The sequence below is a fragment of the Pseudomonas sp. RW409 genome, from assembly GCF_003184125.1.
Taxonomy (GTDB): Bacteria; Pseudomonadota; Gammaproteobacteria; order Pseudomonadales; family Pseudomonadaceae; genus Aquipseudomonas; species Aquipseudomonas chlororaphis_I.
This window is the reverse complement of sequence record NZ_QHHP01000042.1, coordinates 87,968-113,524: the sequence shown is the minus strand read 5'-3', so window position 1 is coordinate 113,524 and position 25,557 is coordinate 87,968. Positions and strand designations below refer to the sequence as shown.

16 protein-coding genes, 2 tRNA genes, 4 rRNA genes and 2 pseudogenes are annotated in these 25,557 nt (G+C 58.7%); 8 read left to right on the top strand and 16 right to left on the bottom strand.

The genetic code is table 11. From position 1 onward, the window contains the following. Positions 1-57: 57 nt before the first annotated feature. Positions 58-1,083: pseudogene (locus DK261_RS33990) on the bottom strand (cache domain-containing protein); the annotation flags it as partial. A 313-nt stretch (positions 1,084-1,396) separates the two neighbouring features. Here DK261_RS33990 and DK261_RS27580 point away from each other — a divergent pair. The 5 genes and pseudogenes from DK261_RS27580 to DK261_RS27560 all read left to right on the top strand — a co-directional run. Continuing rightward, positions 1,397-1,897, top strand: a complete 501-nt coding sequence (locus tag DK261_RS27580; RefSeq protein WP_016705108.1) for a sigma-70 family RNA polymerase sigma factor — start codon at positions 1,397-1,399, stop codon at positions 1,895-1,897. A gap of 5 nt (positions 1,898-1,902) precedes the next feature. Next, entirely contained in the window at positions 1,903-2,913 is a 1,011-nt protein-coding gene (locus tag DK261_RS27575) for a FecR domain-containing protein (protein ID WP_110177039.1), read from the top strand. 103 nt (positions 2,914-3,016) lie between these two features. Then, the gene (locus DK261_RS27570; RefSeq protein ID WP_110177037.1) at positions 3,017-5,512 is read left to right on the top strand and encodes a TonB-dependent siderophore receptor; all 2,496 of its coding nucleotides are present in this window, start codon (positions 3,017-3,019) and stop codon (positions 5,510-5,512) included. A 63-nt stretch (positions 5,513-5,575) separates the two neighbouring features. Beyond that, on the top strand, positions 5,576-6,751 hold the full coding sequence (locus DK261_RS27565; protein WP_110177035.1) for a PepSY domain-containing protein: 1,176 nt from the start codon (positions 5,576-5,578) through the stop codon (positions 6,749-6,751). Positions 6,752-6,771: 20 nt separating this feature from the next. Further along, positions 6,772-6,924, top strand: a pseudogene (locus DK261_RS27560) (PepSY domain-containing protein); the annotation flags it as partial. A 185-nt stretch (positions 6,925-7,109) separates the two neighbouring features. Here DK261_RS27560 and rrf (DK261_RS27555) read toward each other — a convergent pair. The 12 genes from rrf (DK261_RS27555) to DK261_RS27495 form a co-directional block, all read right to left on the bottom strand. Beyond that, a 5S ribosomal RNA gene (gene rrf, locus DK261_RS27555) occupies positions 7,110-7,225 on the bottom strand. 110 nt (positions 7,226-7,335) lie between these two features. Then, positions 7,336-7,451, bottom strand: a 5S ribosomal RNA gene (gene rrf / locus DK261_RS27550). Positions 7,452-7,598: 147 nt separating this feature from the next. Next, positions 7,599-10,490 (bottom strand): 23S ribosomal RNA (locus DK261_RS27545). Between the two features lie 239 nt (positions 10,491-10,729). Beyond that, positions 10,730-10,805: transfer RNA gene (locus tag DK261_RS27540), tRNA-Ala, on the bottom strand. Positions 10,806-10,831: 26 nt separating this feature from the next. Beyond that, positions 10,832-10,908: transfer RNA gene (locus DK261_RS27535), tRNA-Ile, on the bottom strand. 65 nt (positions 10,909-10,973) lie between these two features. Continuing rightward, positions 10,974-12,510, bottom strand: a 16S ribosomal RNA gene (locus tag DK261_RS27530). The 16S, 23S and 5S rRNA genes sit together here with 2 tRNA genes alongside, the layout of an rRNA operon. Positions 12,511-13,053: 543 nt before the next feature. Then, positions 13,054-13,674, bottom strand: a complete 621-nt coding sequence (msrQ, locus tag DK261_RS27520) for a protein-methionine-sulfoxide reductase heme-binding subunit MsrQ (RefSeq protein ID WP_009050874.1) — start codon at positions 13,672-13,674, stop codon at positions 13,054-13,056. Beyond that, entirely contained in the window at positions 13,674-14,687 is a 1,014-nt protein-coding gene (gene msrP / locus DK261_RS27515) for a protein-methionine-sulfoxide reductase catalytic subunit MsrP (RefSeq protein WP_028683401.1), read from the bottom strand. The genes msrQ and msrP overlap by 1 nt, the downstream gene beginning before the upstream one ends. A gap of 63 nt (positions 14,688-14,750) precedes the next feature. Beyond that, complete coding sequence (pssA, locus tag DK261_RS27510; RefSeq protein WP_009050877.1) at positions 14,751-15,608, bottom strand: CDP-diacylglycerol--serine O-phosphatidyltransferase; 858 nt, start codon at positions 15,606-15,608, stop codon at positions 14,751-14,753. A gap of 145 nt (positions 15,609-15,753) precedes the next feature. Beyond that, positions 15,754-16,770 carry a ketol-acid reductoisomerase gene (gene ilvC, locus DK261_RS27505; RefSeq protein WP_007959661.1) on the bottom strand — a complete coding sequence of 339 codons (1,017 nt, stop codon included), beginning with the start codon at positions 16,768-16,770 and terminating at the stop codon, positions 15,754-15,756. 45 nt (positions 16,771-16,815) lie between these two features. After that, entirely contained in the window at positions 16,816-17,307 is a 492-nt protein-coding gene (gene ilvN, locus DK261_RS27500; RefSeq protein ID WP_007924620.1) for an acetolactate synthase small subunit, read from the bottom strand. Between the two features lie 2 nt (positions 17,308-17,309). Continuing rightward, positions 17,310-19,034 (bottom strand): acetolactate synthase 3 large subunit, encoded by a 1,725-nt coding sequence (locus DK261_RS27495; RefSeq protein WP_007924621.1) that lies wholly within the window; start codon positions 19,032-19,034, stop codon positions 17,310-17,312. Between the two features lie 403 nt (positions 19,035-19,437). Between DK261_RS27495 and DK261_RS27490 the strand changes: the two genes are divergently transcribed. Continuing rightward, the gene (locus tag DK261_RS27490; protein WP_101283575.1) at positions 19,438-19,860 is read left to right on the top strand and encodes a DUF4124 domain-containing protein; all 423 of its coding nucleotides are present in this window, start codon (positions 19,438-19,440) and stop codon (positions 19,858-19,860) included. An 18-nt stretch (positions 19,861-19,878) separates the two neighbouring features. Here the strand turns inward: DK261_RS27490 and DK261_RS27485 are convergent, their stop codons facing one another. From DK261_RS27485 to mrcB, 3 genes are read right to left on the bottom strand one after another with little or no spacing between them, the layout of a single operon-like run. After that, the gene (locus DK261_RS27485) at positions 19,879-20,214 is read right to left on the bottom strand and encodes a YqcC family protein (RefSeq protein ID WP_016703655.1); all 336 of its coding nucleotides are present in this window, start codon (positions 20,212-20,214) and stop codon (positions 19,879-19,881) included. Then, on the bottom strand, positions 20,214-20,945 hold the full coding sequence (locus tag DK261_RS27480) for a M48 family metallopeptidase (protein WP_016703656.1): 732 nt from the start codon (positions 20,943-20,945) through the stop codon (positions 20,214-20,216). The genes DK261_RS27485 and DK261_RS27480 overlap by 1 nt, the downstream gene beginning before the upstream one ends. 16 nt (positions 20,946-20,961) lie before the next feature. Beyond that, positions 20,962-23,286 (bottom strand): penicillin-binding protein 1B, encoded by a 2,325-nt coding sequence (gene mrcB / locus DK261_RS27475; RefSeq protein WP_009050881.1) that lies wholly within the window; start codon positions 23,284-23,286, stop codon positions 20,962-20,964. Positions 23,287-23,403: 117 nt separating this feature from the next. On the opposite strand from mrcB, the gene DK261_RS27470 reads away from it, so the two are divergent. Beyond that, on the top strand, positions 23,404-24,960 hold the full coding sequence (locus tag DK261_RS27470; RefSeq protein ID WP_053269940.1) for a bifunctional aminoglycoside phosphotransferase/ATP-binding protein: 1,557 nt from the start codon (positions 23,404-23,406) through the stop codon (positions 24,958-24,960). A gap of 90 nt (positions 24,961-25,050) precedes the next feature. Continuing rightward, a complete protein-coding gene (locus tag DK261_RS27465; protein ID WP_009050883.1) occupies positions 25,051-25,395 on the top strand; it encodes a pentapeptide repeat-containing protein in 345 nt (114 codons plus the stop codon). Positions 25,396-25,557: the final 162 nt, after the last annotated feature.

The following is a 25,557-nucleotide window of genomic DNA, read 5'->3' as shown; positions in this document are numbered from 1 at the left end:
CAGGTCGTGCACCTGGCGGGTGGCCGAGGACACTTCGGAAATCGACGCGTGAATACGCTCCACGAACTGGTTGAACGAGCCGCCCAGTACGCCGAATTCGTCCTTGCTCTCCACCACCAGGCGACGGGTCAGGTCGCCCTCGCCCTGGGCGATGTCCTGCATCGCGCGGCCCATGGTGGTCAGCGGACGCATCAGCACCTGGATCAGCAGGCTGAGCAGCACGGCAATCGCGGCCACGGCGATGAACATCGCCAGCAGCGCCGAGGTGCGGAACTTGCTCAGCGGGGCGAAAGCCTTGTCACGGTCGATGGACAGGCCGATGTACCACTCGGCATTCGGCAGGCCGGTCACCGGGGTGAACGACAGGATGCGTTCCTGGCCTTTGAGCTGCACCTCCTGGGTGCCCTTCTGGATGTGTACGTTGTCGCCCGGGTAGATATCCTTGAGGTTCTTCATCACCTGGTCTTTGTCCGGGCTGACGATCACCTGCCCGTCCGCGCTGACCAGGAAGGCATGGCCCAGGCCGCCGAAGTCCACCGAGTTGATGATCTTCACCAGGGTTTCCAGGCTCAGGTCGCCCCCCACCACGCCCAGCAGCTGGCCGTCCTTTTTCACCGGCATGGCGATGGTCACCACCAGACCGCCAACGGCCGCCATGTAGGGCGGGGTCAGCATGGTCTTGTCGGCCGCCACGGCCTGCTTGTACCAGGGACGCTGACGCGGGTCGTAGCCGTCGGGCATCTTCGCGTCAGGCCGCTGGGTGAACACACCGTTGGCCTGGCCCACGTAGGTGAACTGGAAGTTCGTGGTGAACGCCGGCTGGTCCACCAGCCCCGGGAAGTCAGCGTTGGCGCCCTGGTGGGCGACGTTCTGCGAGAGGTTCTCGAGCACCAGGATGCGTCCGCTCATCCAGTTCTGGACGCTGCTGGAAGTGAGGTCACCCGCCTGCTGGATCGACGATTCGAGGTTCTGGCGAATGGTGTTTCGCTGCAGATAGTCGTTGTACAAAGTGAACAACGCGAATGCCAGAACCACTACACCGGAGGCGGCCAAAAGGATTTTATGGCTGAACTTGAGATTCATGTCATGGGACTTCTTATGCCGAAAGTGGGGATGCGTACGGGATGCAACTTTCCATGTAACAGCGCAGGCGGCGTTCTACGACCGCTCTACTTTGGTGCACGCATGGGTCTCACTGTCTGTCGGCACGAGTCGGATAAATCTTAGCGATTTGTCAGAAATGTACGTGTTATCTGCAAAAAACCCGCTGAACGGCAGGCTAGAGCGGTCGCATCAGACTTTTCCATAGCCGGGCGCCCTGCGGCTGTTGCAAAATCCGAAACCCTTGATGACAATGCGACTAATTATCATTTGTGACACCCGGGCAGTCGCATCCATGTCATCACCTGAGTTCGCGGTACAGGCGCTTTACAGCCATCACCATGGCTGGCTCAACACATGGTTGCGCAGCCGGCTGGGCAATGCCGCCGATGCGGCCGACCTGGCGCAGGACACCTTCGTGCGCCTGTTGCAGCGCACCGAACGCCTCGAACTCAAGGCCCCGCGCGCTTTCCTGCGGACCATCGCCCGCGGCCTGGTGATCGACCACTGGCGCCGCGAGGAAATCGAACGCGCCTACCTGGAAACCATCGCCCATCTGCCAGAAGCCGAAGCCCCCAGCGAGGAAGCCCGTGCCCTGGTACTGGAGCTGCTGGAAAGCATTGCGCGCATGCTCGAAGGCCTGAAGCCGAAGGTGCGCAAGGCGTTCCTGCTGGCCCAGTGCGAAGGCCTGACCCACAAGCAGATCGCCGAACAGATGGGGCTGTCCCTGCGTTCGGTGGAGCGTTACGTGGCCGACGCGCTGTTCCACTGCTACCTGCTGCGCTATGAGGCGTGAGGGCTGTGGATAACCCTTCGATCAATCTGCGCCGGCCCGTGGACCCCAGGCACCTGGTGGTCAAGCAGGCCATCAACTGGATGCTGCGCCTGCGCAACAACGCCGGTAATCCCCGGCTGCTGCAGCAATGCGATACCTGGCGCGCAGCCCATCACGAACATGAGCTGGCCTGGCAACGGGTGCAATCGCTGCAACAGGAACTGCACAGCAACCTGCGGGCCGTACCCGGAGCCCAGGTGGCCTTCGATACCCTGGAAAACAGCGCCCAGCGCCTCGGCCGACGCCAGGCCCTGAAGCTGCTCGGCGGCGTCATGCTGGTGGGCTGCGCCGCGTGGCTGGGCAAGGAGCAACTGGCCTGGCAGCAATGGAGCGCCGACTTCGCCACCGCCACCGGCGAACGCCGCGGCTTCCAGTTGCCGGACGGCTCGCGCCTGGAGCTCAACACCGACAGCGCCGCCGACCTGGACTTCAATGCCCAGCAACGGCTGATCCGGCTCAGCCGTGGGGAAATCATGCTGACTTGCGGGCCAGACCCGCAGGCGAGCCCTTCCAGGCCGCGGCTGGTACGGACTCGCCATGGCCTGTTCGAAGGGTTCGACGCCAGTTTCGTGGTGCGCATGGAAGGCGGCTGCACGCGCCTGAGCGTCACCGCCGGCAGCGTCGCCATTCACTCGCCACACACCGCCGATGGCATCTCGGCCCGGGTACAGGCCGGGCAAAGCTATCTGGTCAGTGCGTCCCAGGCACTGCCGGTGCCACCGCTGGACATGGACGTGGGCGCCTGGGCCGATGGCCTGATCGTCACCCGCAACATGCGGCTGGCGGACTTCATCCACGAGGTCGGGCGTTATCGCCACGGTTACCTGGGCTGTGCCGACGAGATCGGCGACCTGCGCCTGTCCGGCGTGTTCCGCCTGGAGGACACCGACAAACTGCTGGCGATCCTCCCGCAAACCCTGCCCGTGCGCCTGCGTTATCGCACCCGCTGGTGGGTCACCCTGGAGCGCCTGGCCTGAGGCGCTGCAACTCGTTGAAATTTTTTTGGCGGCTTTTTCCCGTGAGTCCGGCTTAGACAGTAAGCACTTCCATCTGCCTTCAGCGACTCAACGGAACCCTTCCATGATTGTGCACTTGCACCACTTCTCTTCTGCACGGCCCGCCCTCGGCCTGCGCCATGCCGTGCGCGTGGCCCTGCTTTCCTCGGCGCTGGGCGTCGCCGCCCTGCCTGGCCTGGCCCAGGCGGTCGAGACGGGCGCGGCCAGCCTCAGCCACAGCTACAACATTCCTGGCGGCACCCTGAGCGACGTACTCAACCGCTTCGCCCGCGAGGCCGGCATCACCCTGTCGATGACCCCGGCGCAGCTCCAGGGCCGTCAGTCCGCCGGCCTGAAGGGCGAGTACTCCACCGACCAGGCCCTGGGCCAGTTGCTCAACGGCTCCGGCCTGGAAGCGCTGAGCCAGGACGGCAGCCGCTATGTGCTGCGGGCCTTGCCCGAGACCGGCGCCCTGGCGCTGCCGACCACCGACATCAAGGGTTTCGCCCTGGGCAATGCCTTGGGCAGCATGGAAGGCTACAACGCCACCCACAGCCAGATCGCCACCAAGACCAGTACCGCGCTGCTGGAAACCTCGCAAAGCGTGTCGGTGGTGACCCGCGAGCAAATGGACGACCAGGGCTCGCAAACCGTTTCCCAGACCATGCGTTACACCCCCGGCGTGCTGACCAACCCCTACGGCGCGACCCACAGGTACGACTACGTGGCCATGCGCGGCTTCAACGACGGCTCGGTGGACAACATCTACCTCGACGGCCTCAAGTCCATGGGCGACAGCGGCACCTACAGCACCATGCAGGTCGACCCGTACTTCCTGGAGCGGGTGGACATCCTCAAAGGACCTTCATCGGTGCTGTATGGCCGCAGTTCCCCCGGCGGCCTGGTGGCGCTGACCAGCAAGAAACCGCTGTTCGAGCCCTACCATCAGATCCAGGCCACGGTCGGCACCCAGGGCCAGCGCGGCATGGGCTTCGACTTCAGCGGCCCGGTGGACGACGACAAGCGCATCGCCTATCGCCTGACCGGGCTGGCGGACCGCTCCGACACCCAGTTCGACCACAACAAGGAAAAACGCTACGCCCTGGCACCGACCCTGAGCATCGACTTCACCGATGACACCTCGCTGACCCTGCAGGCGTACCTGCAACACGATCCGGATGGCGGCTACCACAGCGGCATGCCGGCCGACGGCGCGCTGCACCAGCGCAACGGCCAGCGGATTTCCGAGAATTTCTTCGAAGGCGAACCGGGCATCGATCGTTATGAGCGCGATCAGCAGTCATTCGGTTATCAGTTCGAACATCGCTTCAACGATGTCTTCACCGCGCGGCAGAACTTCCGCTACCTCGACTCCAAGGTGAAGCTGGATCAGGTCTACGGCTACGGCTGGACTACCCCGACCAGCAACGAGCTGAACCGCTACTACACCGGTGGCGACGAGAAGCTGCATGCGTTCATCGTCGACAACATGCTGCAAGCCGAATTTCTCACTGGCGCGACCAAGCACACGGTGCTGATGGGCGCGGATTACCAACGGCGCAAGACGGTGGTGGACTGGACCAGCGGCTCGGTGGCGCCGATCAATGCGTTCGATCCGGTCTATGGCAACTCGGCCATCACTTACTACGACCCGCTCAGCTATCTGCGTCGCCTCGAGCAGACTGGCGTCTACCTGCAAGACCTGATCGAGATGGACCAGTGGCGCTTCTCCCTGGGCCTGCGCCAGGACTGGGTGGAGACTTCGGACGAGAACCGCCTGGCCGAAGCCTCGCGCCCGGTGGGCACCGAGATCAATGACAAGCGCACCAAGCTGACGGGCCGCGCCGGGGCGCTGTACCTGTTCGATAACGGGCTGGCGCCTTATATCAGCTACTCCGAGTCCTTCAATCCCAACTCCTACGCGGACAGCGCCGGCAACCCGCTGGCGCCTACCGATGGCACCCAATGGGAACTGGGCCTGAAGTACCAGCCACCGGGCACGGATGACCTGTACACCGCGTCCCTGTTCCGCATCGACCAGGAAAACCTGGCCACCAAGCTGCCCCAGGAAAACTTCTATCGCGCGGTCGGCGCCGTGCGCTCCCAGGGCCTGGAACTGGAAGCGCACATGCAGTTGAACGACAACCTCAAGCTGCTCGGCAGCTACACCTTCACCGATATCGAGTACTCGAAGTCGATGATCAGCACCCTGAGCACCGCCACCGATATCATCGAAAACAAGGGTAACTCGCCGACCCAGGCGCCGCGGCACATGGCTTCGCTGTGGGCTGACTACAAGTTCGACAGCGGGTCGCTCGACGGCCTGCGCCTGGGTGGCGGTGTGCGGTATGTGGGCTACAGCTGGGCGGATGCGGAGAACACCATGAAGGTGCCGTCCTACACGTTGTTCGATGCCTCCATCGGCTACGACCTGGGCAAGGTCGGCCTGAAGGGCGTGGATGTCCGGCTCAATGCCAACAACCTGACCAACGAATCCTACATCGCTTCCTGTGCCAGCCTGAGCTTCTGCTACATGGGCGAGGAGCGGAACGTCGCCGCCACGGTCAGCTACCAATTCTAATTATTTGTCGTTCCCCCGAAGCCAGCGCACGCGCTGGCTTTGTCGTCTCTATGGGAAAATTCCATGCGCGCAATTCTGGTTCTACTGCATCGTTATATCGGCCTGGCCACCGCGGTGTTTCTGCTGTTGGCGGGGCTGACCGGCAGCCTGCTGGCCTTCAATCACGAGCTGGACGAGTGGCTCAACCCGGGGTTCTACGAGGCCCCTGCCGAGGGTCAGGCATTGCCGCCTGGAACCCTGGTCGACCAGGTGCAGGCGCAGCATCCACGCTTGCAGGTCTGGTACATGGAGTACCCCAACGAGCCCGGGCATACCGCGCTGCTCGCCGCAGTGCCGCGTAACGATCCGGCCACAGACAAACCGTTCAACGAACCCAACCAGGTGTTCTATCTGGACCCGGTCAGTGGCGAGCAGACCGGCAAGCGGTTCTGGGGCGCCTGCTGTTTTCAGCGGGAGAACCTCATCCCCTTCATTCTCGAGTTCCACTACAACCTGACGCTGCCGGGTAATTGGGGACTGGTGTTGATGGGGCTGGTGGCGATCTTCTGGGTCGTCGATTGCTTCATTGCGCTGTTCCTCACCCTCCCCCGTGGCCGGCCGTTCTGGAAGAAGTGGTCGACCGCCTGGAAGATCAAGGGCGGGCACGCCTATCGTCTCAACATGGATCTGCATCGGGCGGGCGGGTTATGGCTGTGGTTACTGCTGCTGCCGATCGCCATCAGCAGCGTGGCGATGAACCTGCCGAGCCAGGTGTTCAAGCCGGTGGTATCCCTGCTCTCGCCAATCGAACCGAGCGTCTATGAAGCCCGTGGGCGTATGCCCAGCGATCAGTTGGGAGTCACCCGACTCACCTATCAACAGGCTTATGAACGGGCCCAGGAAGAAGGCAAACGGCTGGGCCTGACGGCGGCGATCGGCGAGCTGTATTACAGCTTCGAATACAACTTTTATGGCGCCGGTTTCGGCCAGCACGATACCGAGGCCCATGGTAAGTCGTGGCTGTTCTTTCATGGCACGGATGGCCGCCTGCTGGGGCAGGAGATCGCCGGGCAAGGCACCTTGGGCGAACGCTTCTATCGGCTGCAACTGCCGATCCATGGTGGCCGGATCATCGGTTTTACCGGGCAGGTGCTGATTGCGGTGTTGGGGTTGGTGATTGCGGTGTTGTCCGTCACCGGGATCTATATCTGGTGGCGTAAATGGCTGGCTCGCAGAAGCAGCAAGATGCGTCAGCGGTGAAGTGAGAGGCGCTTCACTAACTGCCGATCCATGGTGGCCGGATCATCGGTTTTACCGGGCAGGTGCTGATTGCGGTGTTGGGATTGGTGATTGCGATGTTGTCCGTCACCGGGATCTATATCTGGTGGCGTAAATGGCTGGCTCGCAGAAGCAGCAAGATGCGTCAGCGGTGAAGTGAGAGGCGCTTCACTCTGTTCTGATGTTCTGATGTTCTGGAGTGGAGGTTGGGAGCCGGTGGGGGATTCAGGTCCCCCGCTGGGAAGCCTGGAGGCCTGACTCAGGTGTAAGCCCAGAGGCTTTCAGGCGTACAAAAACAAAACCCCTGTCTGCGTCAGCAGACAGGGGTTTCGGAATTCAATCTTGACGATGACCTACTCTCACATGGGGAAACCCCACACTACCATCGGCGATGCATCGTTTCACTGCTGAGTTCGGGATGGGATCAGGTGGTTCCAATGCTCTATGGTCGTCAAGAAATTCTGTGGCCGGACCGTTGGCTCAAGGGCCGAACGTGCCAGCAAAATCGGGAACTTCTACAAAAACAAAACCCCAATTGCTTTCGCAATTGGGGTTTCGGAATTTAATCTTGACGATGACCTACTCTCACATGGGGAAACCCCACACTACCATCGGCGATGCATCGTTTCACTTCTGAGTTCGGGATGGGATCAGGTGGTTCCAATGCTCTATGGTCGTCAAGAAATTCGGTGTGCCGAGTCGTCTTTCGACGCTTCAGCAAATTGGGTATGTAATAGCTTTGTGGTGCTTTTGTGAGCAGCGCAAACTTTCGGTTCGTTTCGTCTTCACACACCGCAACTCGCTCTTAAGCAAATTGCTTGGGTGTTATATGGTCAAGCCTCACGGGCAATTAGTATTGGTTAGCTCAACGCCTCACAGCGCTTACACACCCAACCTATCAACGTCGTAGTCTTCGACGGCCCTTCAGGGAACTCAAGGTTCCAGTGAGATCTCATCTTGAGGCAAGTTTCCCGCTTAGATGCTTTCAGCGGTTATCTTTTCCGAACATAGCTACCCGGCAATGCCACTGGCGTGACAACCGGAACACCAGAGGTTCGTCCACTCCGGTCCTCTCGTACTAGGAGCAGCCCCTCTCAAATCTCAAACGTCCACGGCAGATAGGGACCGAACTGTCTCACGACGTTCTAAACCCAGCTCGCGTACCACTTTAAATGGCGAACAGCCATACCCTTGGGACCGGCTTCAGCCCCAGGATGTGATGAGCCGACATCGAGGTGCCAAACACCGCCGTCGATATGAACTCTTGGGCGGTATCAGCCTGTTATCCCCGGAGTACCTTTTATCCGTTGAGCGATGGCCCTTCCATACAGAACCACCGGATCACTAAGACCTACTTTCGTACCTGCTCGACGTGTCTGTCTCGCAGTCAAGCGCGCTTTTGCCTTTATACTCTACGACCGATTTCCGACCGGTCTGAGCGCACCTTTGTACTCCTCCGTTACTCTTTAGGAGGAGACCGCCCCAGTCAAACTACCCACCATACACTGTCCTCGATCCGGATAACGGACCTGAGTTAGAACCTCAAAGTTGCCAGGGTGGTATTTCAAGGATGGCTCCACGCGAACTGGCGTCCACGCTTCAAAGCCTCCCACCTATCCTACACAAGCAAATTCAAAGTCCAGTGCAAAGCTATAGTAAAGGTTCACGGGGTCTTTCCGTCTAGCCGCGGATACACTGCATCTTCACAGCGATTTCAATTTCACTGAGTCTCGGGTGGAGACAGCGCCGCCATCGTTACGCCATTCGTGCAGGTCGGAACTTACCCGACAAGGAATTTCGCTACCTTAGGACCGTTATAGTTACGGCCGCCGTTTACCGGGGCTTCGATCAAGAGCTTCGCGTTAGCTAACCCCATCAATTAACCTTCCGGCACCGGGCAGGCGTCACACCCTATACGTCCACTTTCGTGTTTGCAGAGTGCTGTGTTTTTAATAAACAGTCGCAGCGGCCTGGTATCTTCGACCGGCATGGGCTTACGGAGCAAGTCCTTCACCCTCACCGGCGCACCTTCTCCCGAAGTTACGGTGCCATTTTGCCTAGTTCCTTCACCCGAGTTCTCTCAAGCGCCTTGGTATTCTCTACCCAACCACCTGTGTCGGTTTGGGGTACGGTTCCTAGTTATCTGAAGCTTAGAAGCTTTTCTTGGAAGCATGGCATCAACCACTTCGTCACCTAAAAGGTAACTCGTCATCAGCTCTCGGCCTTAGAACCCCGGATTTACCTAAGATTCCAGCCTACCACCTTAAACTTGGACAACCAACGCCAAGCTGGCCTAGCCTTCTCCGTCCCTCCATCGCAATAACTAGAAGTACAGGAATATTAACCTGTTTTCCATCGACTACGCTTTTCAGCCTCGCCTTAGGGACCGACTAACCCTGCGTCGATTAACGTTGCGCAGGAAACCTTGGTCTTTCGGCGTGGGTGTTTTTCACACCCATTGTCGTTACTCATGTCAGCATTCGCACTTCTGATACCTCCAGCAAGCTTCTCAACTCACCTTCACAGGCTTACAGAACGCTCCTCTACCGCATCACTTACGTGATACCCGTAGCTTCGGTGTATGGTTTGAGCCCCGTTACATCTTCCGCGCAGGCCGACTCGACTAGTGAGCTATTACGCTTTCTTTAAAGGGTGGCTGCTTCTAAGCCAACCTCCTAGCTGTCTAAGCCTTCCCACATCGTTTCCCACTTAACCATAACTTTGGGACCTTAGCTGACGGTCTGGGTTGTTTCCCTTTTCACGACGGACGTTAGCACCCGCCGTGTGTCTCCCATGCTCGGCACTTGTAGGTATTCGGAGTTTGCATCGGTTTGGTAAGTCGGGATGACCCCCTAGCCGAAACAGTGCTCTACCCCCTACAGTGATACATGAGGCGCTACCTAAATAGCTTTCGAGGAGAACCAGCTATCTCCGAGCTTGATTAGCCTTTCACTCCGATCCACAGGTCATCCGCTAACTTTTCAACGGTAGTCGGTTCGGTCCTCCAGTCAGTGTTACCTAACCTTCAACCTGCCCATGGATAGATCGCCCGGTTTCGGGTCTATACCCAGCGACTAAACGCCCTATTAAGACTCGCTTTCGCTACGCCTCCCCTATTCGGTTAAGCTCGCCACTGAATATAAGTCGCTGACCCATTATACAAAAGGTACGCAGTCACAGAACAAAGTCTGCTCCCACTGCTTGTACGCATACGGTTTCAGGATCTATTTCACTCCCCTCTCCGGGGTTCTTTTCGCCTTTCCCTCACGGTACTAGTTCACTATCGGTCAGTCAGTAGTATTTAGCCTTGGAGGATGGTCCCCCCATATTCAGACAAAGTTTCTCGTGCTCCGTCCTACTCGATTTCATGACTAAGAGACTTTCGCGTACAGGGCTATCACCCACTATGGCCGCACTTTCCAGAGCGTTCCGCTAATCTCAAAGCCACTTAAGGGCTAGTCCCCGTTCGCTCGCCACTACTAAGGGAATCTCGGTTGATTTCTTTTCCTCAGGGTACTTAGATGTTTCAGTTCCCCTGGTTCGCCTCTTGCACCTATGTATTCAGTACAAGATAACCATCTTATGATGGCTGGGTTCCCCCATTCAGACATCTCCGGATCAAAGTCTGTTTGCCGACTCCCCGAAGCTTTTCGCAGGCTACCACGTCTTTCATCGCCTCTGACTGCCAAGGCATCCACCGTATGCGCTTCTTCACTTGACCATATAACCCCAAGCAATCTGGTTATACTGTGAAGACGACATTCGCCGAAAATTCGCGATTAAACTCACAAATTTTACCTTAGCCTGAATAAACACCAGTGAAAGTGCTATCCAGTCTATCTTTCTATCACATACCCAAATTTTTAAAGAACGATTCTGATAAAGATCAGAAATCAACATTCATCGCCTATCAGCGGAATGCTCATTTCTAAGCTTTAAACGATGGACACCAATCTGTAATGGTGGAGCCAAGCGGGATCGAACCGCTGACCTCCTGCGTGCAAGGCAGGCGCTCTCCCAGCTGAGCTATGGCCCCGTATCGCTACAGGGTGCACCAGTAATTGGTGGGTCTGGGCAGATTCGAACTGCCGACCTCACCCTTATCAGGGGTGCGCTCTAACCAACTGAGCTACAGACCCAATCGTCTTCTTCAATGAATCAAGCAATTCGTGTGGGAGCTTATGAAGCAGCTGATGTCGTCGATTAAGGAGGTGATCCAGCCGCAGGTTCCCCTACGGCTACCTTGTTACGACTTCACCCCAGTCATGAATCACACCGTGGTAACCGTCCTCCCGAAGGTTAGACTAGCTACTTCTGGTGCAACCCACTCCCATGGTGTGACGGGCGGTGTGTACAAGGCCCGGGAACGTATTCACCGCGACATTCTGATTCGCGATTACTAGCGATTCCGACTTCACGCAGTCGAGTTGCAGACTGCGATCCGGACTACGATCGGTTTTATGGGATTAGCTCCACCTCGCGGCTTGGCAACCCTCTGTACCGACCATTGTAGCACGTGTGTAGCCCAGGCCGTAAGGGCCATGATGACTTGACGTCATCCCCACCTTCCTCCGGTTTGTCACCGGCAGTCTCCTTAGAGTGCCCACCATGACGTGCTGGTAACTAAGGACAAGGGTTGCGCTCGTTACGGGACTTAACCCAACATCTCACGACACGAGCTGACGACAGCCATGCAGCACCTGTCTCAATGTTCCCGAAGGCACCAATCCATCTCTGGAAAGTTCATTGGATGTCAAGGCCTGGTAAGGTTCTTCGCGTTGCTTCGAATTAAACCACATGCTCCACCGCTTGTGCGGGCCCCCGTCAATTCATTTGAGTTTTAACCTTGCGGCCGTACTCCCCAGGCGGTCAACTTAATGCGTTAGCTGCGCCACTAAGAGCTCAAGGCTCCCAACGGCTAGTTGACATCGTTTACGGCGTGGACTACCAGGGTATCTAATCCTGTTTGCTCCCCACGCTTTCGCACCTCAGTGTCAGTATCAGTCCAGGTGGTCGCCTTCGCCACTGGTGTTCCTTCCTATATCTACGCATTTCACCGCTACACAGGAAATTCCACCACCCTCTACCATACTCTAGCTCGCCAGTTTTGGATGCAGTTCCCAGGTTGAGCCCGGGGATTTCACATCCAACTTAACGAACCACCTACGCGCGCTTTACGCCCAGTAATTCCGATTAACGCTTGCACCCTCTGTATTACCGCGGCTGCTGGCACAGAGTTAGCCGGTGCTTATTCTGTCGGTAACGTCAAAATACTCACGTATTAGGTAAGTACCCTTCCTCCCAACTTAAAGTGCTTTACAATCCGAAGACCTTCTTCACACACGCGGCATGGCTGGATCAGGCTTTCGCCCATTGTCCAATATTCCCCACTGCTGCCTCCCGTAGGAGTCTGGACCGTGTCTCAGTTCCAGTGTGACTGATCATCCTCTCAGACCAGTTACGGATCGTCGCCTTGGTGAGCCATTACCTCACCAACTAGCTAATCCGACCTAGGCTCATCTGATAGCGCAAGGCCCGAAGGTCCCCTGCTTTCTCCCGTAGGACGTATGCGGTATTAGCGTCCGTTTCCGAACGTTATCCCCCACTACCAGGCAGATTCCTAGGCATTACTCACCCGTCCGCCGCTCTCAAGAGAAGCAAGCTTCTCTCTACCGCTCGACTTGCATGTGTTAGGCCTGCCGCCAGCGTTCAATCTGAGCCATGATCAAACTCTTCAGTTCAAACATCTTTGGGTTTTGAGAAAACCCTAAACTTGGCTCAGCAATCGTTGGTTACATCTTTGATTTCTCGCGGAGTAACTTGTGATGCTGATAATCTTTCTGACTATCAGTCTGACTCCACAAGCACCCACACGAATTGCTTGATTCAGTTGTTAAAGAGCGGTTGGTTAAGTCTTTCGTCTCAACCGAGGCGCGCATTCTACAGCAGCCTCTGTATCTGTCAAGCGGTTATTTTAAGAAGTTTTCAAAGTTTCCTTTGCAACTTCAACCACTTGCGCTTCCGATCTCTCGTCAGCGGGAGGCGAATTCTACAGCGTTACACGCTGCTGTCAACACCTCTTTTTCTCCGCTTTCGACCGAGAAGATCGAACCGTCAATCCGGCGAAAACACACTGCCGAACCGACTCCTTCGGGCTTCGATGAACTGAAGCGTAACCGCTGTCGAAAACCGCGTAACTCGTTGAATCTCAAGGAGTTTTCCGTTTCGACTGCGCCGGAAGTGGGGCGAATTATAGACTTCCAGAATCTGCCGTCAACCCCTAATTACGCTTTTGTTGCAGAAGATGGTTTTTTCACCATTAAACGGGGGATTCGACGTGTCACCGGCGGTAGCCGCAGCAGTAATAACAATGCGCCGATAGAAGCATAGATAGCCCATTCTTTAAGATCAGCCCGAACAATCCAGAGCATATGCAGTAGCCCCAGCCCAAGAATTAGATAGACCAACCGATGCAGTTTCTTCCAACGACTGCCCAGGCGACGCTGGCTGTATCTATTGGAAGTCACCGCCAAGGCCAACAACCCGAGAAAGCCCAGGCTTCCAACAATAATGTAGGGCCGCTTACGCAACTCCACTCCCAGCTGTGACCAGTCAAGCCCGAGGATAAATACGGCGTAGGCACTTAAATGCAGCACCACATAAGCAAAGCACCACAAACCGAGCTGTCGGCGTACCGCGATCCATCCCGCCCACCCCGTCAGTTTCTGCAGGGGGGTCATACTCAGGGTGATCAGCAAAAAGATCAGCGTCCCCAGCCCCAGACGATCGACCAGCACCTTCCCCGGATCGGGCCCGAGAGCAGAGGCCCAAGCCTGGTACAACCAGAGCAAAGGCCAGATGGCAGCAACGATGAAGACGCCAAGGCGCCAGAATGGATAGCGCATCAGTAGTTCTTCCGCAGATCCAGGCCGGTATATAAAGAAGCGACTTCATCCGCGTAGCCGTTGAACATCTGCGTCTCACGCACATTGGGACTGAACAGGCCACTAGGCAGGCGACGCTCGCGCGCCTGAGTCCAGCGAGGGTGATCAACCGTAGGATTCACGTTCGCGTAAAAGCCGTACTCATTGGCGGCGATGCTTTGCCAGGTGGTTTTCGGCTGCTCCTCCACCAGACTGATGCGCACGATGGACTTGATGCTCTTGAAGCCGTACTTCCAGGGCACCACCAAACGCAATGGCGCGCCGTTCTGGTTAGGCAGCTCGCGGCCATACATCCCCACGGCCAGAATCGCCAGCGGGTGCATCGCCTCATCCAGGCGCAGGCCTTCTACATAAGGCCAGTCGATCAGGGCAAAACCCGAACGCTGACCGGGCATGCTTTTAGGGTCCTGAAGGGTTTCGAAGCGGATGTACTTGGCCTTCGAAGTTGGCTCGACCTGCTTGAGCAACTCGGAAATCGGGAAACCGATCCAGGGAATCACCATGGACCAGGCCTCGACACAACGCAGCCGGTAGATCCGCTCTTCCAACCGATAAGGCTTCATGAAGTCTTCCAGCGCATAACGCCCTGGCTTACCCACCTCCCCGTCCACCACCACGCTCCAGGGTTCGGTTTTCAGCGCGCCGGCATTGGCAGCCGGGTCGCCCTTGTCGGTACCGAACTCATAGAAGTTGTTGTAGTGGGTGGCGTCCTTGAACGGGGTGATCGCCTCATCCTTGACGTTGACCGCCTGCCATTTTGTTTCCGGTAGTTTTTGCACAAACCATGACGGTGCCTTGCCAGGCTCGACATCCGGATAGCGCCCCGCGTCTTCGGCACTGGCCCAACGCGGCAGCGCACAGGCAGCCAGACCGGCAATGGCCCCGCCCAACAGGCTACGACGAGAGACATAAAGGGATTCAGGCGTGACATCCGACTCTTTGCAGTCAGACGACTTGGGGACTTTGATCAACATGGCAACTCCGCAGCATTGGAGGACTGATGCACCAATAGACTGCGGAGTATGGGGGAAATTACATTAAGGCAACGTTTTGCGCCGACGAAGATGCAACAAGTACTGAATCGGGCCAGAGGCCGCGTAGGCGAGGAAAACCAGCAGCAAAATCCGCGGCGGATCACTGAAGACCACGGCGAATACCAAAACCACGGCGAGGATCGCCACGAAAGGTACGCGCCCCTTCAGATCCAGCTCCTTGAAGCTGTTGTACTTGATGTTGCTGACCATCAGCATGCCGGCCGCCGCGACCATCAGCGCCACCAGGAACGACATCTTCGAACCCTGGATACCGTAATCGCTGAATGCCCAGACGATACCGGCCACCACACCCGCCGCGGCCGGACTGGCCAGGCCGATGAAGTAACGCTTGTCGGCAGTACCCACCTGGGTGTTGAAACGGGCCAGACGCAACGCCGCACCAGCTACATAGATGAAGGCGACCATCCAGCCGACCTTGCCCATGTCGCCCAGCGCCCAACCGAAGGCCAGCAAGGCAGGCGCAACGCCGAAGGCAACCATATCGGACAGCGAGTCATACTCAGCGCCAAAAGCGCTCTGGGTATTGGTCATGCGGGCTACGCGCCCGTCCAGGCCATCGAGCACCATGGCGACAAAGATCGCGATGGCCGCGAACGCGAAATACTTGCTCGCTCCTGCCGCGTCACCGGCGCTCAACGCGCTCTGGGCACTCATGGAATTGATGATCGAGTAGAAACCGGCGAACAGGTTCGCGGTGGTGAAGAGGTTCGGCAGCAGATAGATACCACGATGCCGGACTTTACGGCCTTCAGCGTCATGCCCCTCTTCGACATGCTCATCGATGGGTAGCAGGCTATCGGCGTCAGAGGCCTGGTTTGGCTCTTCGGGACGTTCGCTCATGGACATTACCTTGCAACGGTGTGAAAAGTTTCGACGATACCCAGGGTCATGATTGGACCACAAAGGATCCAGCTTTATACCAGAACCTGTCTATCCAAACGAAAAAACGCGGCCTAGGCCGCGTTTTCCCTGACAAGACTCGAACTTAGTTCTTGGCTTTGTCGACGATTTTGTTGGCACCGATCCACGGCATCATCGAACGCAGTTGTTCACCGATGATTTCGATACCGTGAGCGGCGTTGTTACGACGCTTGGCGGTCATCGATGGGTAGCCGGTGGCGCCTTCGCTGATGAACATCTTGGCGTATTCGCCGTCCTGGATGCGCTTCAGAGCGTTGCGCATGGCCTGACGGGATTCGGCGTTGATCACTTCAGGGCCGGTCACGTACTCGCCGTACTCGGCGTTGTTGGAGATCGAGTAGTTCATGTTGGCGATACCGCCTTCGTACATGAGGTCAACGATCAGCTTCAGTTCGTGCAGGCATTCGAAGTAGGCCATTTCTGGCGCGTAGCCAGCTTCGACCAGGGTTTCGAAACCGGCTTTGACCAGCTCGACGGTACCGCCACACAGAACAGCCTGCTCGCCGAACAGGTCGGTTTCAGTCTCGTCCTTGAAGGTGGTCTCGATGATGCCGGTACGGCCGCCGCCCACGCCAGCGGCGTAGGACAGAGCAACGTTCTTGGCGTTGCCGGAAGCGTCCTGGTAGATAGCGATCAGGTCAGGGATACCGCCGCCCTTGACGAACTCGGAACGCACGGTGTGACCCGGGGCCTTCGGCGCGATCATGATCACGTCGAGGTCGGCGCGCGGAACAACCTGGTTGTAGTGGATCGCGAAGCCGTGGGAGAAGGCCAGGGTGGCGCCCTTCTTGATGTTCGGCTCGATTTCGTTCTTGTACAGCTGGGACTGGAACTCGTCCGGGGTCAGGATCATGACCAGGTCGGCGCCGGCAACGGCCGCGGCAACGTCGGTCACTTTCAGGCCATGGGCTTCAGCCTTGGCAACGGTAGCCGAGCCTTTACGCAGGCCAACGGTCACGTCGACGCCGGAGTCTTTCAGGTTGCACGCTTGAGCGTGGCCCTGGGAACCGTAACCGATGATGGCAACTTTCTTGCCCTGGATGATCGAGAGGTCGCAGTCTTTATCGTAGAAAACTTTCATGAATTTCCCCTATATCAGGCCGTTCAGGCCGTTCGCTAATTTGAGTTAGATGCTGAGTACTTTATCGCCACGGGCAATGCCGGTGACGCCACTGCGTACGGTTTCCAGAATCGAGGCGGTGCCGATCGACTGGATGAAACTGTCGAGCTTGTCGCTGGTACCGGTCAATTGAACGGTATACACGCTGGCACTGACGTCGACGATCTGCCCACGGTAAATATCGGTAGTGCGCTTGACCTCGGCGCGCTGGGCGCCGGTGGCCTTGACCTTGACCAGCATCAGCTCGCGCTCGATGTGAGCGCTTTCCGACAGGTCGACCAGCTTGACCACTTCAACCAGCTTGTTCAGGTTCTTGGTGATCTGCTCGATGATTTCATCGTGCCCCACGGTGGTCAGCGTCAGACGCGACAGGGTCGGGTCTTCGGTCGGCGCCACGGTCAGGCTTTCGATGTTGTAGTTGCGCTGCGAAAACAGGCCAACCACACGAGACAAGGCGCCCGGTTCGTTTTCCAGAAGCAAGGAGATAATGTGCCGCATGATTAAGTACGCTCCGTCTTGCTCAGCCACATATCGCGCATGGAGCCGTCTTTGATCTGCATCGGGTAGACGTGCTCGCTGGTATCGACCTGGATGTCGAGGAACACCAGACGATCTTTCATGGCGAATGCTTCTTCCATCTTCGGCTTCAGGTCCTTCAGGTCCGTGACGCGAATGCCCACGTGCCCATAGGCTTCGGCCAGCTTGACGAAATCAGGCAGCGATTCCATGTAGGAATGCGAGTGACGGCTACCGTAGTTCATGTCCTGCCACTGACGCACCATACCCAGCGCACCGTTGTTCAGGTTGATGATCTTGACCGGCAGGTCGTACTGCAGGCAGGTCGACAGTTCCTGAATGTTCATCTGGATACTGCCCTCGCCCGTTACACAGGCAACGTCAGCATCAGGGAAACTCAACTTGACGCCCATGGCCGCAGGGAAACCAAAGCCCATCGTGCCCAGGCCACCGGAGTTGATCCAGCGATTGGGCTTGTTGAACCGGTAGTACTGCGCCGCGAACATCTGGTGCTGACCCACGTCGGAAGTCACATAGGCGTCGCCCTTGGTCACTTCGCAGAGGGTCTCGATCACGGTCTGCGGCTTGATGATGCTGCCGTCGCCCTTGTCGTAAGGGAACAGGCCGCGATCACCGCGCCACTCCTCGATCTGCTTCCACCAACTGGCGACTGTGTCCTTGTTCGGGGTTTCGCCGATTTCCTTGAGGGCCGCGACCATTTCGGTCAGGACGCTCTCTACCGGCCCCACGATCGGCACGTCTGCCTTGATGGTCTTGGAGATGGACGCCGGGTCGATGTCGACATGGATGATCTTGGCGTTCGGGCAGAATTTCGCCGGGCCGTTGATGACACGGTCGTCGAAACGCGCGCCGACTGCCAGGATCACATCGGCATGGTGCATGGTCAGGTTGGCGGTGTAGCTGCCGTGCATGCCGAGCATGCCAACGAACTGACGGTCGGTGCCAGGGTAGGCACCCAAGCCCATCAGGGTATTGGTGACCGGCAGGTTGAGCATTTGTGCCAGTTCAGTCAGCGGCGCGGAGCCGCCACCGAGGATCACGCCGCCGCCTGCGTACAGCACAGGACGCTTGGCCGCCAGGAGCATTTCTGCCGCCTTGCGGATTTGCCCGGAGTGACCGCGCACAGCCGGGCTGTAGGAGCGCAGCTTCGCTTTTTTAGGGAAAACGTATTCGAACTTTTCAGCCGGATTGGTCATGTCCTTAGGGACATCGACCACGACTGGACCCGGACGACCGGATTGCGCCAGGTAGAACGCCTTCTTCATGACTTCCGGGATTTCCGAAGCGTGCTTGATCATGAAGCTATGCTTCACGATCGGCCGGGAGATACCGATCATGTCGGTTTCCTGGAACGCGTCGGTACCGACCATGGTGCTAGGCACCTGACCGGAAATGATCACCATTGGAATGGAGTCCATATAGGCAGTGGCGATACCGGTGATGGCATTGGTCGCGCCAGGGCCGGAAGTCACCAGTACCACACCGGCCTTGCCGGTGGCACGGGCGTAGCCGTCAGCCATATGGGTAGCCGCTTGCTCGTGACGAACCAGGATGTGGGTCACTTCCGGTTCTTTGAACAGGGCATCGTAGACATGAAGGAGAGCACCACCCGGGTACCCATAGATATATTTGACGCCTTCGTCACGCAAAAAGCGGACGAGCATCTCACCGCCAGATAAAAGCTCCACGTTGTTCACCTCTAAAACGCCAGAATACCGCCCTCTTGAAAGGGGACGGGTCTTAATAGGTTTACTTCTCAGCAGAGCATGAGCGACGGTGGTCGCCGACTACGTCAGCACTGACTGAGCAAGTATTGGGAGTGCCCCAAGTGTTGCGGGGTTTTCCCACCCAGCGCGAGGTAACGCGTTGCGGGTGTAGCAGGTCGGCGCGGATGTGCGCCTCATGTTCTGCCGAGTGGGTCTGCTTCTGGCAGTCCCTCTACAGCGGACTTTGGATTCTTCTGTTTCGCCCTCTGCAAGTCAAGACGTCAATGTGCTTTATTCGAACTAAGCGCATGAGAACGCAAGAAAAAACCTGTAAACCGCGAGTGTCTGCGCTTCAATTGCGCAATCCTGGATAAGGAATTCAAAAATGCGAACCTTCGCCATGACCGCCGGCCTGCTGCTCGCCATGACTCTCCCGTGCCAGGCCGGGCAGATTTACAAATGGGTCGACGCCCAGGGAGTCACCCATTTCGACGCCCAGCCACCCCAAGGCGTGGCCAGCACCGTCATCACCCTGCCGAAAAACCCGAAAGGTGCGTCCCGTACGCCGTCACCCGACAAGCCGGGCACCCAGCAACAGGTCATGGACAACCAGGCCAAGCAACAGCTCGCCAGGCAGGAAGCCGAGCGCAGGCGTTTTTGCACACAGGCACGGGCCAGCCTGGCGCAGTTGCAGAACAACCCGCGCCTGAGCGAGAACACAGAGAAGGGAACGCGCCGCCTGACCGAGGAACAGCGTCAGCAGCGCATCGTGGAAACGCAGAAGGCGATAGACAACCACTGCCGCTAGGCAGTGGTTGCAGAGGGTTTAGCGGGTGGCGACGATCAGTTGGTCGAACTCTTTGAGCAGGATCTGCAACTGAAGATCCCGGCCCTGCATCGGGCGACCGGCGAATACCACTTCGGCCATTTCCTGGATGCCCGAGGCGCTGGGCAGCGGCAGGTCCTGTTCAAGAATCGCCTTCATCCGCGGCAGGAAGATCCACTGCAGCCATTGCTCGAACTCCAGTGTGTCCACGGCAAACGGCTCGATACTGGCCAGGGCCTCGGTGCTCGGTGGGGTGTCATCCCACAACCCCTGCAACCGCAGCTCACGCTCGATCAACAGCAACTGCTCGGCAATCTTTGGAAAACGCGCATCCATCACAGAGACACCTTGGCTTTCTGTCGGGCCTGAGCGGCACCGGCGGCATCGCCCTGTTTCTCGCGCGCCTGGGCGATCAATGCCCACAGGCTGGCCTGCAGGTCAGGACGACCGTTGGCGAAGCTCAGGCCGCGACGGGCAAACTGTTCAGCCTGCGCTGCATCGCCCTGGGCCATGCGTACCTGGGCCAGGCGATACAGCACCTGCGGCTCACGCGGTGCTACACGCTGGGCGCGCTCGAGGCTGGAGGAAGCACCGTTCAGGTCGCCACTCGCCTGTTGCTGCTGGGCCGTGGTCAACAGCGCCAGCACCGGACCGTCCAGTTGCTCATCGGCGGACAGCCCGCCAGAGCTGGCCGAAGGCACTCCGCTCGGCGTCGGCGGCAGGCTGTAGCTGCCCTGATTGATCGGCGCAGACTGGATCGGTGAGGTATCGATAGGTCCAGGCGTGATCGGGCCCGGGGTAATCGGCGCGCTGCTGATTGGCGCGGCAGTGGCCGCAGCCCCGCCCGGCACCATCACCACCACGCCCGAGTCCTGCGGAATACTTTGAGTCTGTGCCTGCGCCGGACGCTTGATGGTCGTCTGACGGAAGCCACCATTGGCCGAAATGCGCTCGCTATTGGACACGGCGGTACCGGAGTCCACCACCGGAATCGAGCCACGCTGCACGCTGGCGCAACCATTGAGCAAAGCCAGAGCTGTAATAGCTGGAATCCACCACTTGTTCACGTCAAACCCTCTTCGCTTAATTCATCCAGCCCTTGACCCAATCCATCACCGACTCGACAGGCGCCGGGACATCGCCGCCGCATGCAGGACCGGGTGGGGGTTCACTGCCGCGAATATACGGCATCTGCACGGCACCCGGACAGTTGGCATCCGAGCCTTGCCCGGTCCGCGAGTCGACCCAGGCCTGCACCACGTTATCCGGTTGCGGCATATCCAATGGCAGCGGGTCGGCCTTGCGCATGAAACTGGTCCAGACCTGCAACGCGCCAGTGGCGCCGGTGAACGGTGTCTTGCCGTTGTCATCACGCCCCAGCCAGACCACCGCCAGCAGATCCTGGCTGAAACCGGCGAACCAGCTGTCGCGGGAATCGTTACTGGTACCGGTCTTGCCCGCCAGCGCCAGGGAACGCGGCAACACGTTGTAGACCGAGCTGCCGGTGCCTTCGCGCATGACGCGCTGCATCGCGCTCTGGATCAGGTAGATCGAACCCGGGTCGAAACGTTGCTGGATCTGGAACGGATAACGCTTCAGCGGCTCGCCTTCGGCGGTCAGCACACTACGGATCCCGCGCATCGGGGTGTTGAAACCGCCGTTGGCCAGGGTCTGGTACATGGTGGCGACTTCCATCGGGCTCAAGCCCCCCGCCCCCAGCAGCATCGAAGGGAACGCCGGGAATTCGCGGGTGACGCCAAGGCGTCCCAGGGTCTTCAGCACGTTCGGCACACCGACTTCCAGGCCCAGGCGCGCGGTCGACAGGTTATAGGAATGGGCCAGCCCCTGATAAAGGAAGACCGTGCCATGGGAACGACGGTCGTAGTTCTGGGGTTTCCACACTTGCCCGTCGCCGCCTTTCACCGAGAAGGCCTCGTCGGAGAGCCAACTGGTCAGGGTGTACTGGCTGGGTTTCTCCAGTGCCGTCAGGTAAACCGCAGGCTTGATCAGGGAGCCGATCGGCCGCACCGCATCCAGCGCCCGGTTGAAACCGGCAAAACCGGCCTGACGGCTGCCGATCATGGCCTGGACTTCGCCGGTTTCCGGATTGGTCACCACCATCGCCGCTTCGACTTCATCCGATCCCTTGCGCCCGGCCAGACGCTTGAAAGTGTCACTGACCGAAGCCTCGGCCTTCATCTGCAGAATCGGGTCGAAACTGGTGAAAATCCGCAGGCCTTCCTCGGTCAAGTCTTCGTCGCGGTAATCCTCACGCAACTGACGCTTCACCAGGTCCAGGAAGCCGGGGAACGAGCTGTCCGCCAGGCTGCCGCGCTTGGTCACGCCCAAGGGCATTTTCTTCGCCGCTTCGACCTGCTCCGGCGTCGCCACACCCTGCTGCGCCAGCAGATCGAGCACCAGGTTACGCCGTTCCAGCGCGCGCTCCGGATAACGACGCGGGTTGTAATAGGACGGGCCCTTGACCATCCCTACCAGCAAGGCGATCTGATGCAACTTCAGTTCAGCCAGCGGCTGGCTGAAGAAGAACTGGCTGGCCAGGCCGAAACCGTGCACCGCACGCTGGCCGTCCTGACCGATGAAGACCTCGTTGAGGTACGCCTCGAGGATCTCGCGCTTGTCGTAATGCAGCTCAAGCAGCAGGGCCATCATCGCTTCGGTGAGCTTGCGGCTCAGGCTGCGCTCGTTGGTCAGGTAGAAGTTCTTGACCAACTGCTGGGTCAGGGTACTGCCGCCCTGGCGCATGGCACCGGACGAGGTATTGACCCACACCGCCCGGGCGATCGACTTCGGCGACACGCCAAAGTGGCTGTAGAAATCCCGGTCCTCGACCGCTACCAGGGTTTCCAGCAGATAAGGAGGCACCTGATCGATCTTGATCAGGATCCGGTCTTCAAGATTCTTCGGATACAGGCCGCCAATCAGCAGCGGCTCCAGGCGCACCACGGCCAGTTTCGAGCCTTTGCTGCCCGACAGCTCGGCCACGTAGTCGCCGGAGAAACGCACCCGCACCGGTTGCGCCTGTTCCATGCCTTCATAGAACTGGAAACCGCGGGTATTGAGTTCAACGGTGTTGCCACTGACCGACGCAGCACCAGGGCCGTTGACCACACTTTCGCGGCGATAGCCAAGTGCGTCGAGCTCGGTGAGGAAATCGTCCTTGCTGAGCTTCTGTCCGACGAACAGCTCCAGCGGGCGCGCATAGACCTTGGCCGGAATGGTCCAGCGCTTGCCGGAGAATTTCTCCTGGACCACGGCATCGAGATAAACCGCAAAGCCGGCGAGCACCACCAGAGCGACCAGACCGAGCTTCAAGGCCCAGCCCAGCCAGGGGCGCGGGCCACTAGACGGACGTTTTTTAGCGGAACGGGGGGATCGAGTACGAGTCATGGCGGCGGATTATACGCACTTTATTCATAGTCAACAGGAGCCGCCCGAGGTTTGCGTTAGCCCTGTCAGCGGCCATAATGACGCCCTTGAATTTTCCCCGACTCTGAAGGATCGCCTGTGAGCCAATCCCTGATCGCCGCCCTGCAAAACCCGGCCCTCTACCCGCATCCCGTAGACGGATTCCAGGTCATCGAGACCCATATTTCCTGGGTCCTGCTCACCGGCCCCTATGCCTATAAGCTGAAAAAGCCGGTCAACTTCGGCTTTCTCGATTTCACCGGCCTTGAAGCGCGTGGGCACTTCTGCGGTGAAGAGCTGCGTCTCAACCAGCGCCTGACCGATGATTTGTATCTGGAAGTGTTGCCGATCACCGGCACTGTCGACGCGCCGCAGATCGCAGGCGACGGCCCGGTCATCGAATACGCGCTGAAAATGCGCCAGTTCCCGCAAAGCCAACTGCTCAGCACCCTGCAAGCCAATGGCGAACTGACCACCGCGCACATCGACGAAATGGCCCGGCAGATTGCCAGGTTCCACCTCGACGCCCCGCGAGTTCCCGCAGCCCACGTAGCCGGCACCCCGGAAAGCGTAATGGAACCGGTACGTCAGAACTTCGAGCAGATCCGCCCGTTCCTCAGCGACAAGGCCGACCTGCAGCAACTTGAAGCCCTGCAAGCCTGGGCCGAAAGCAGCTTCGAACGCCTCAAGCCGCTCTTCGCCCAGCGCAAGGCCGAGGGCTTCATCCGCGAATGCCACGGCGACATCCATCTGGGTAACGCAACGCTCATCGACGGCAAGGTAGTGATCTTCGATTGCATCGAGTTCAACGAGCCGTTCCGCTTCACTGATGTCTATGCCGACGCCGGCTTCCTCGCCATGGACCTGGAAGACCGCGGCCTGAAATGCCTGGCACGCCGCTTCATCAGCCAGTACCTGGAACAGACCGGTGACTATCAGGGCCTGGAGCTGCTGAATTTCTACAAAGCCTACCGCGCCCTGGTACGGGCCAAGGTCGCCCTGTTCAGCATGCCGGCCGACGCCAGCCCGATGCAGCGCGCCACGGCCCTGCGCCAGTACCGCAACTACGCCAACCTGGCAGAGAGCTACAGCACCATTCCATCGCGTTTCCTGGCGATTACTTCTGGCGTTTCCGCCGTTGGCAAAAGCCATGTGGCCATGCGCCTGGTGGAGGCTTTGGGCGCCGTTCGCCTGCGTTCCGATGTCGAGCGCAAACGCCTGTTCGGCGAGCAGCAGGTACAGAACGATCCGAATGTCGGCATTTATAATGCCCAGGCCAACACCGCGACCTATGACCGCCTGCATGAACTTGCCGGTATCGTCCTGCGCGCCGGTTTCCCGGTGGTCATCGACGCCACCTACCTCAAGCGCGACCAGCGTGATGCTGCGGCCAAGGTTGCCGAAGCGACCGGCACCCCTTGCCTGATCATCGACTGCAACGCCCCGCAGGCCGTCATCGCCAGCTGGCTGGCGCAGCGCCAGGCCGATCGCAACGACCCGTCGGACGCAACCCTGGCCGTGATCGAACAGCAGCAAGCCAATCGCGAAGCCCTGAGCGCCGAAGAAGTACTGCGCAGCAAGCGCGTCGAGACCAATGAAAGCGGGAGCCTCGACGCCCTGGTCGCGAATATTCGCCAGCGTCTCCCAGGCTTGTAATCAACTATTTCAGCCGTGAAACCGCAAAGGCTTCACGGCTGAAAAATAGTGGCACTATACTGGCGTCATAATTCCAGCAGGTGACGCCCCATGAGTCAGCCCAAACTTCTCGACACCCCCCTTTACGCTTTGCTGCACAAAGACGACATCGACGGCTTTAACCGGGAGCGCCCGAAAGACCAGACTGTCGACATGCGCGGCGGCGATTTTCGTGGGCTCGACCTACGTGAACTGAACGCCGACGGCATCGACTTCACCGACGCCTACTTCCGCTCTGCCGACCTGCGCGGCCTCGACCTGCGCAATTCCGCCATGGAAGGCGCCAGCCTGGCCCATGCGCAAATCTCCGGCGCCTACTTCCCGCCCGAACTGACCGCCGATGAAATCCTGATGTCCGTCAATTTCGGCACTCGCCTGCGCTACCGCACCAAGTAATCGCCGTTTTTGCTCCAAGGTCCGGCGCTCTCTGCCTTACGCTGGACTTGGCCTGCCTCCTTCCCTCCCCTCCCTCTGCTTCTGACGTACTTTCCTCTGTCGCCTTAGAAGCTTTTGCGCCAAAGCCGACCAAAGAACAGCGCTTTTCCTACTGAGCGCTAC

Coding starts and splice junctions, on each gene's coding strand:
- DK261_RS27580 (WP_016705108.1), top strand. CDS start 1,397: ATGTCATCACCTGAGTTCGCGGTACAGGCGCTTTACAGCCATCACCAT.
- DK261_RS27570 (WP_110177037.1), top strand. CDS start 3,017: ATGATTGTGCACTTGCACCACTTCTCTTCTGCACGGCCCGCCCTCGGC.
- DK261_RS27565 (WP_110177035.1), top strand. CDS start 5,576: ATGCGCGCAATTCTGGTTCTACTGCATCGTTATATCGGCCTGGCCACC.
- msrQ (WP_009050874.1), bottom strand. CDS start 13,674: ATGCGCTATCCATTCTGGCGCCTTGGCGTCTTCATCGTTGCTGCCATC.
- msrP (WP_028683401.1), bottom strand. CDS start 14,687: ATGTTGATCAAAGTCCCCAAGTCGTCTGACTGCAAAGAGTCGGATGTC.
- pssA (WP_009050877.1), bottom strand. CDS start 15,608: ATGAGCGAACGTCCCGAAGAGCCAAACCAGGCCTCTGACGCCGATAGC.
- ilvC (WP_007959661.1), bottom strand. CDS start 16,770: ATGAAAGTTTTCTACGATAAAGACTGCGACCTCTCGATCATCCAGGGC.
- ilvN (WP_007924620.1), bottom strand. CDS start 17,307: ATGCGGCACATTATCTCCTTGCTTCTGGAAAACGAACCGGGCGCCTTG.
- DK261_RS27490 (WP_101283575.1), top strand. CDS start 19,438: ATGCGAACCTTCGCCATGACCGCCGGCCTGCTGCTCGCCATGACTCTC.
- DK261_RS27485 (WP_016703655.1), bottom strand. CDS start 20,214: ATGGATGCGCGTTTTCCAAAGATTGCCGAGCAGTTGCTGTTGATCGAG.
- mrcB (WP_009050881.1), bottom strand. CDS start 23,286: ATGACTCGTACTCGATCCCCCCGTTCCGCTAAAAAACGTCCGTCTAGT.
- DK261_RS27465 (WP_009050883.1), top strand. CDS start 25,051: ATGAGTCAGCCCAAACTTCTCGACACCCCCCTTTACGCTTTGCTGCAC.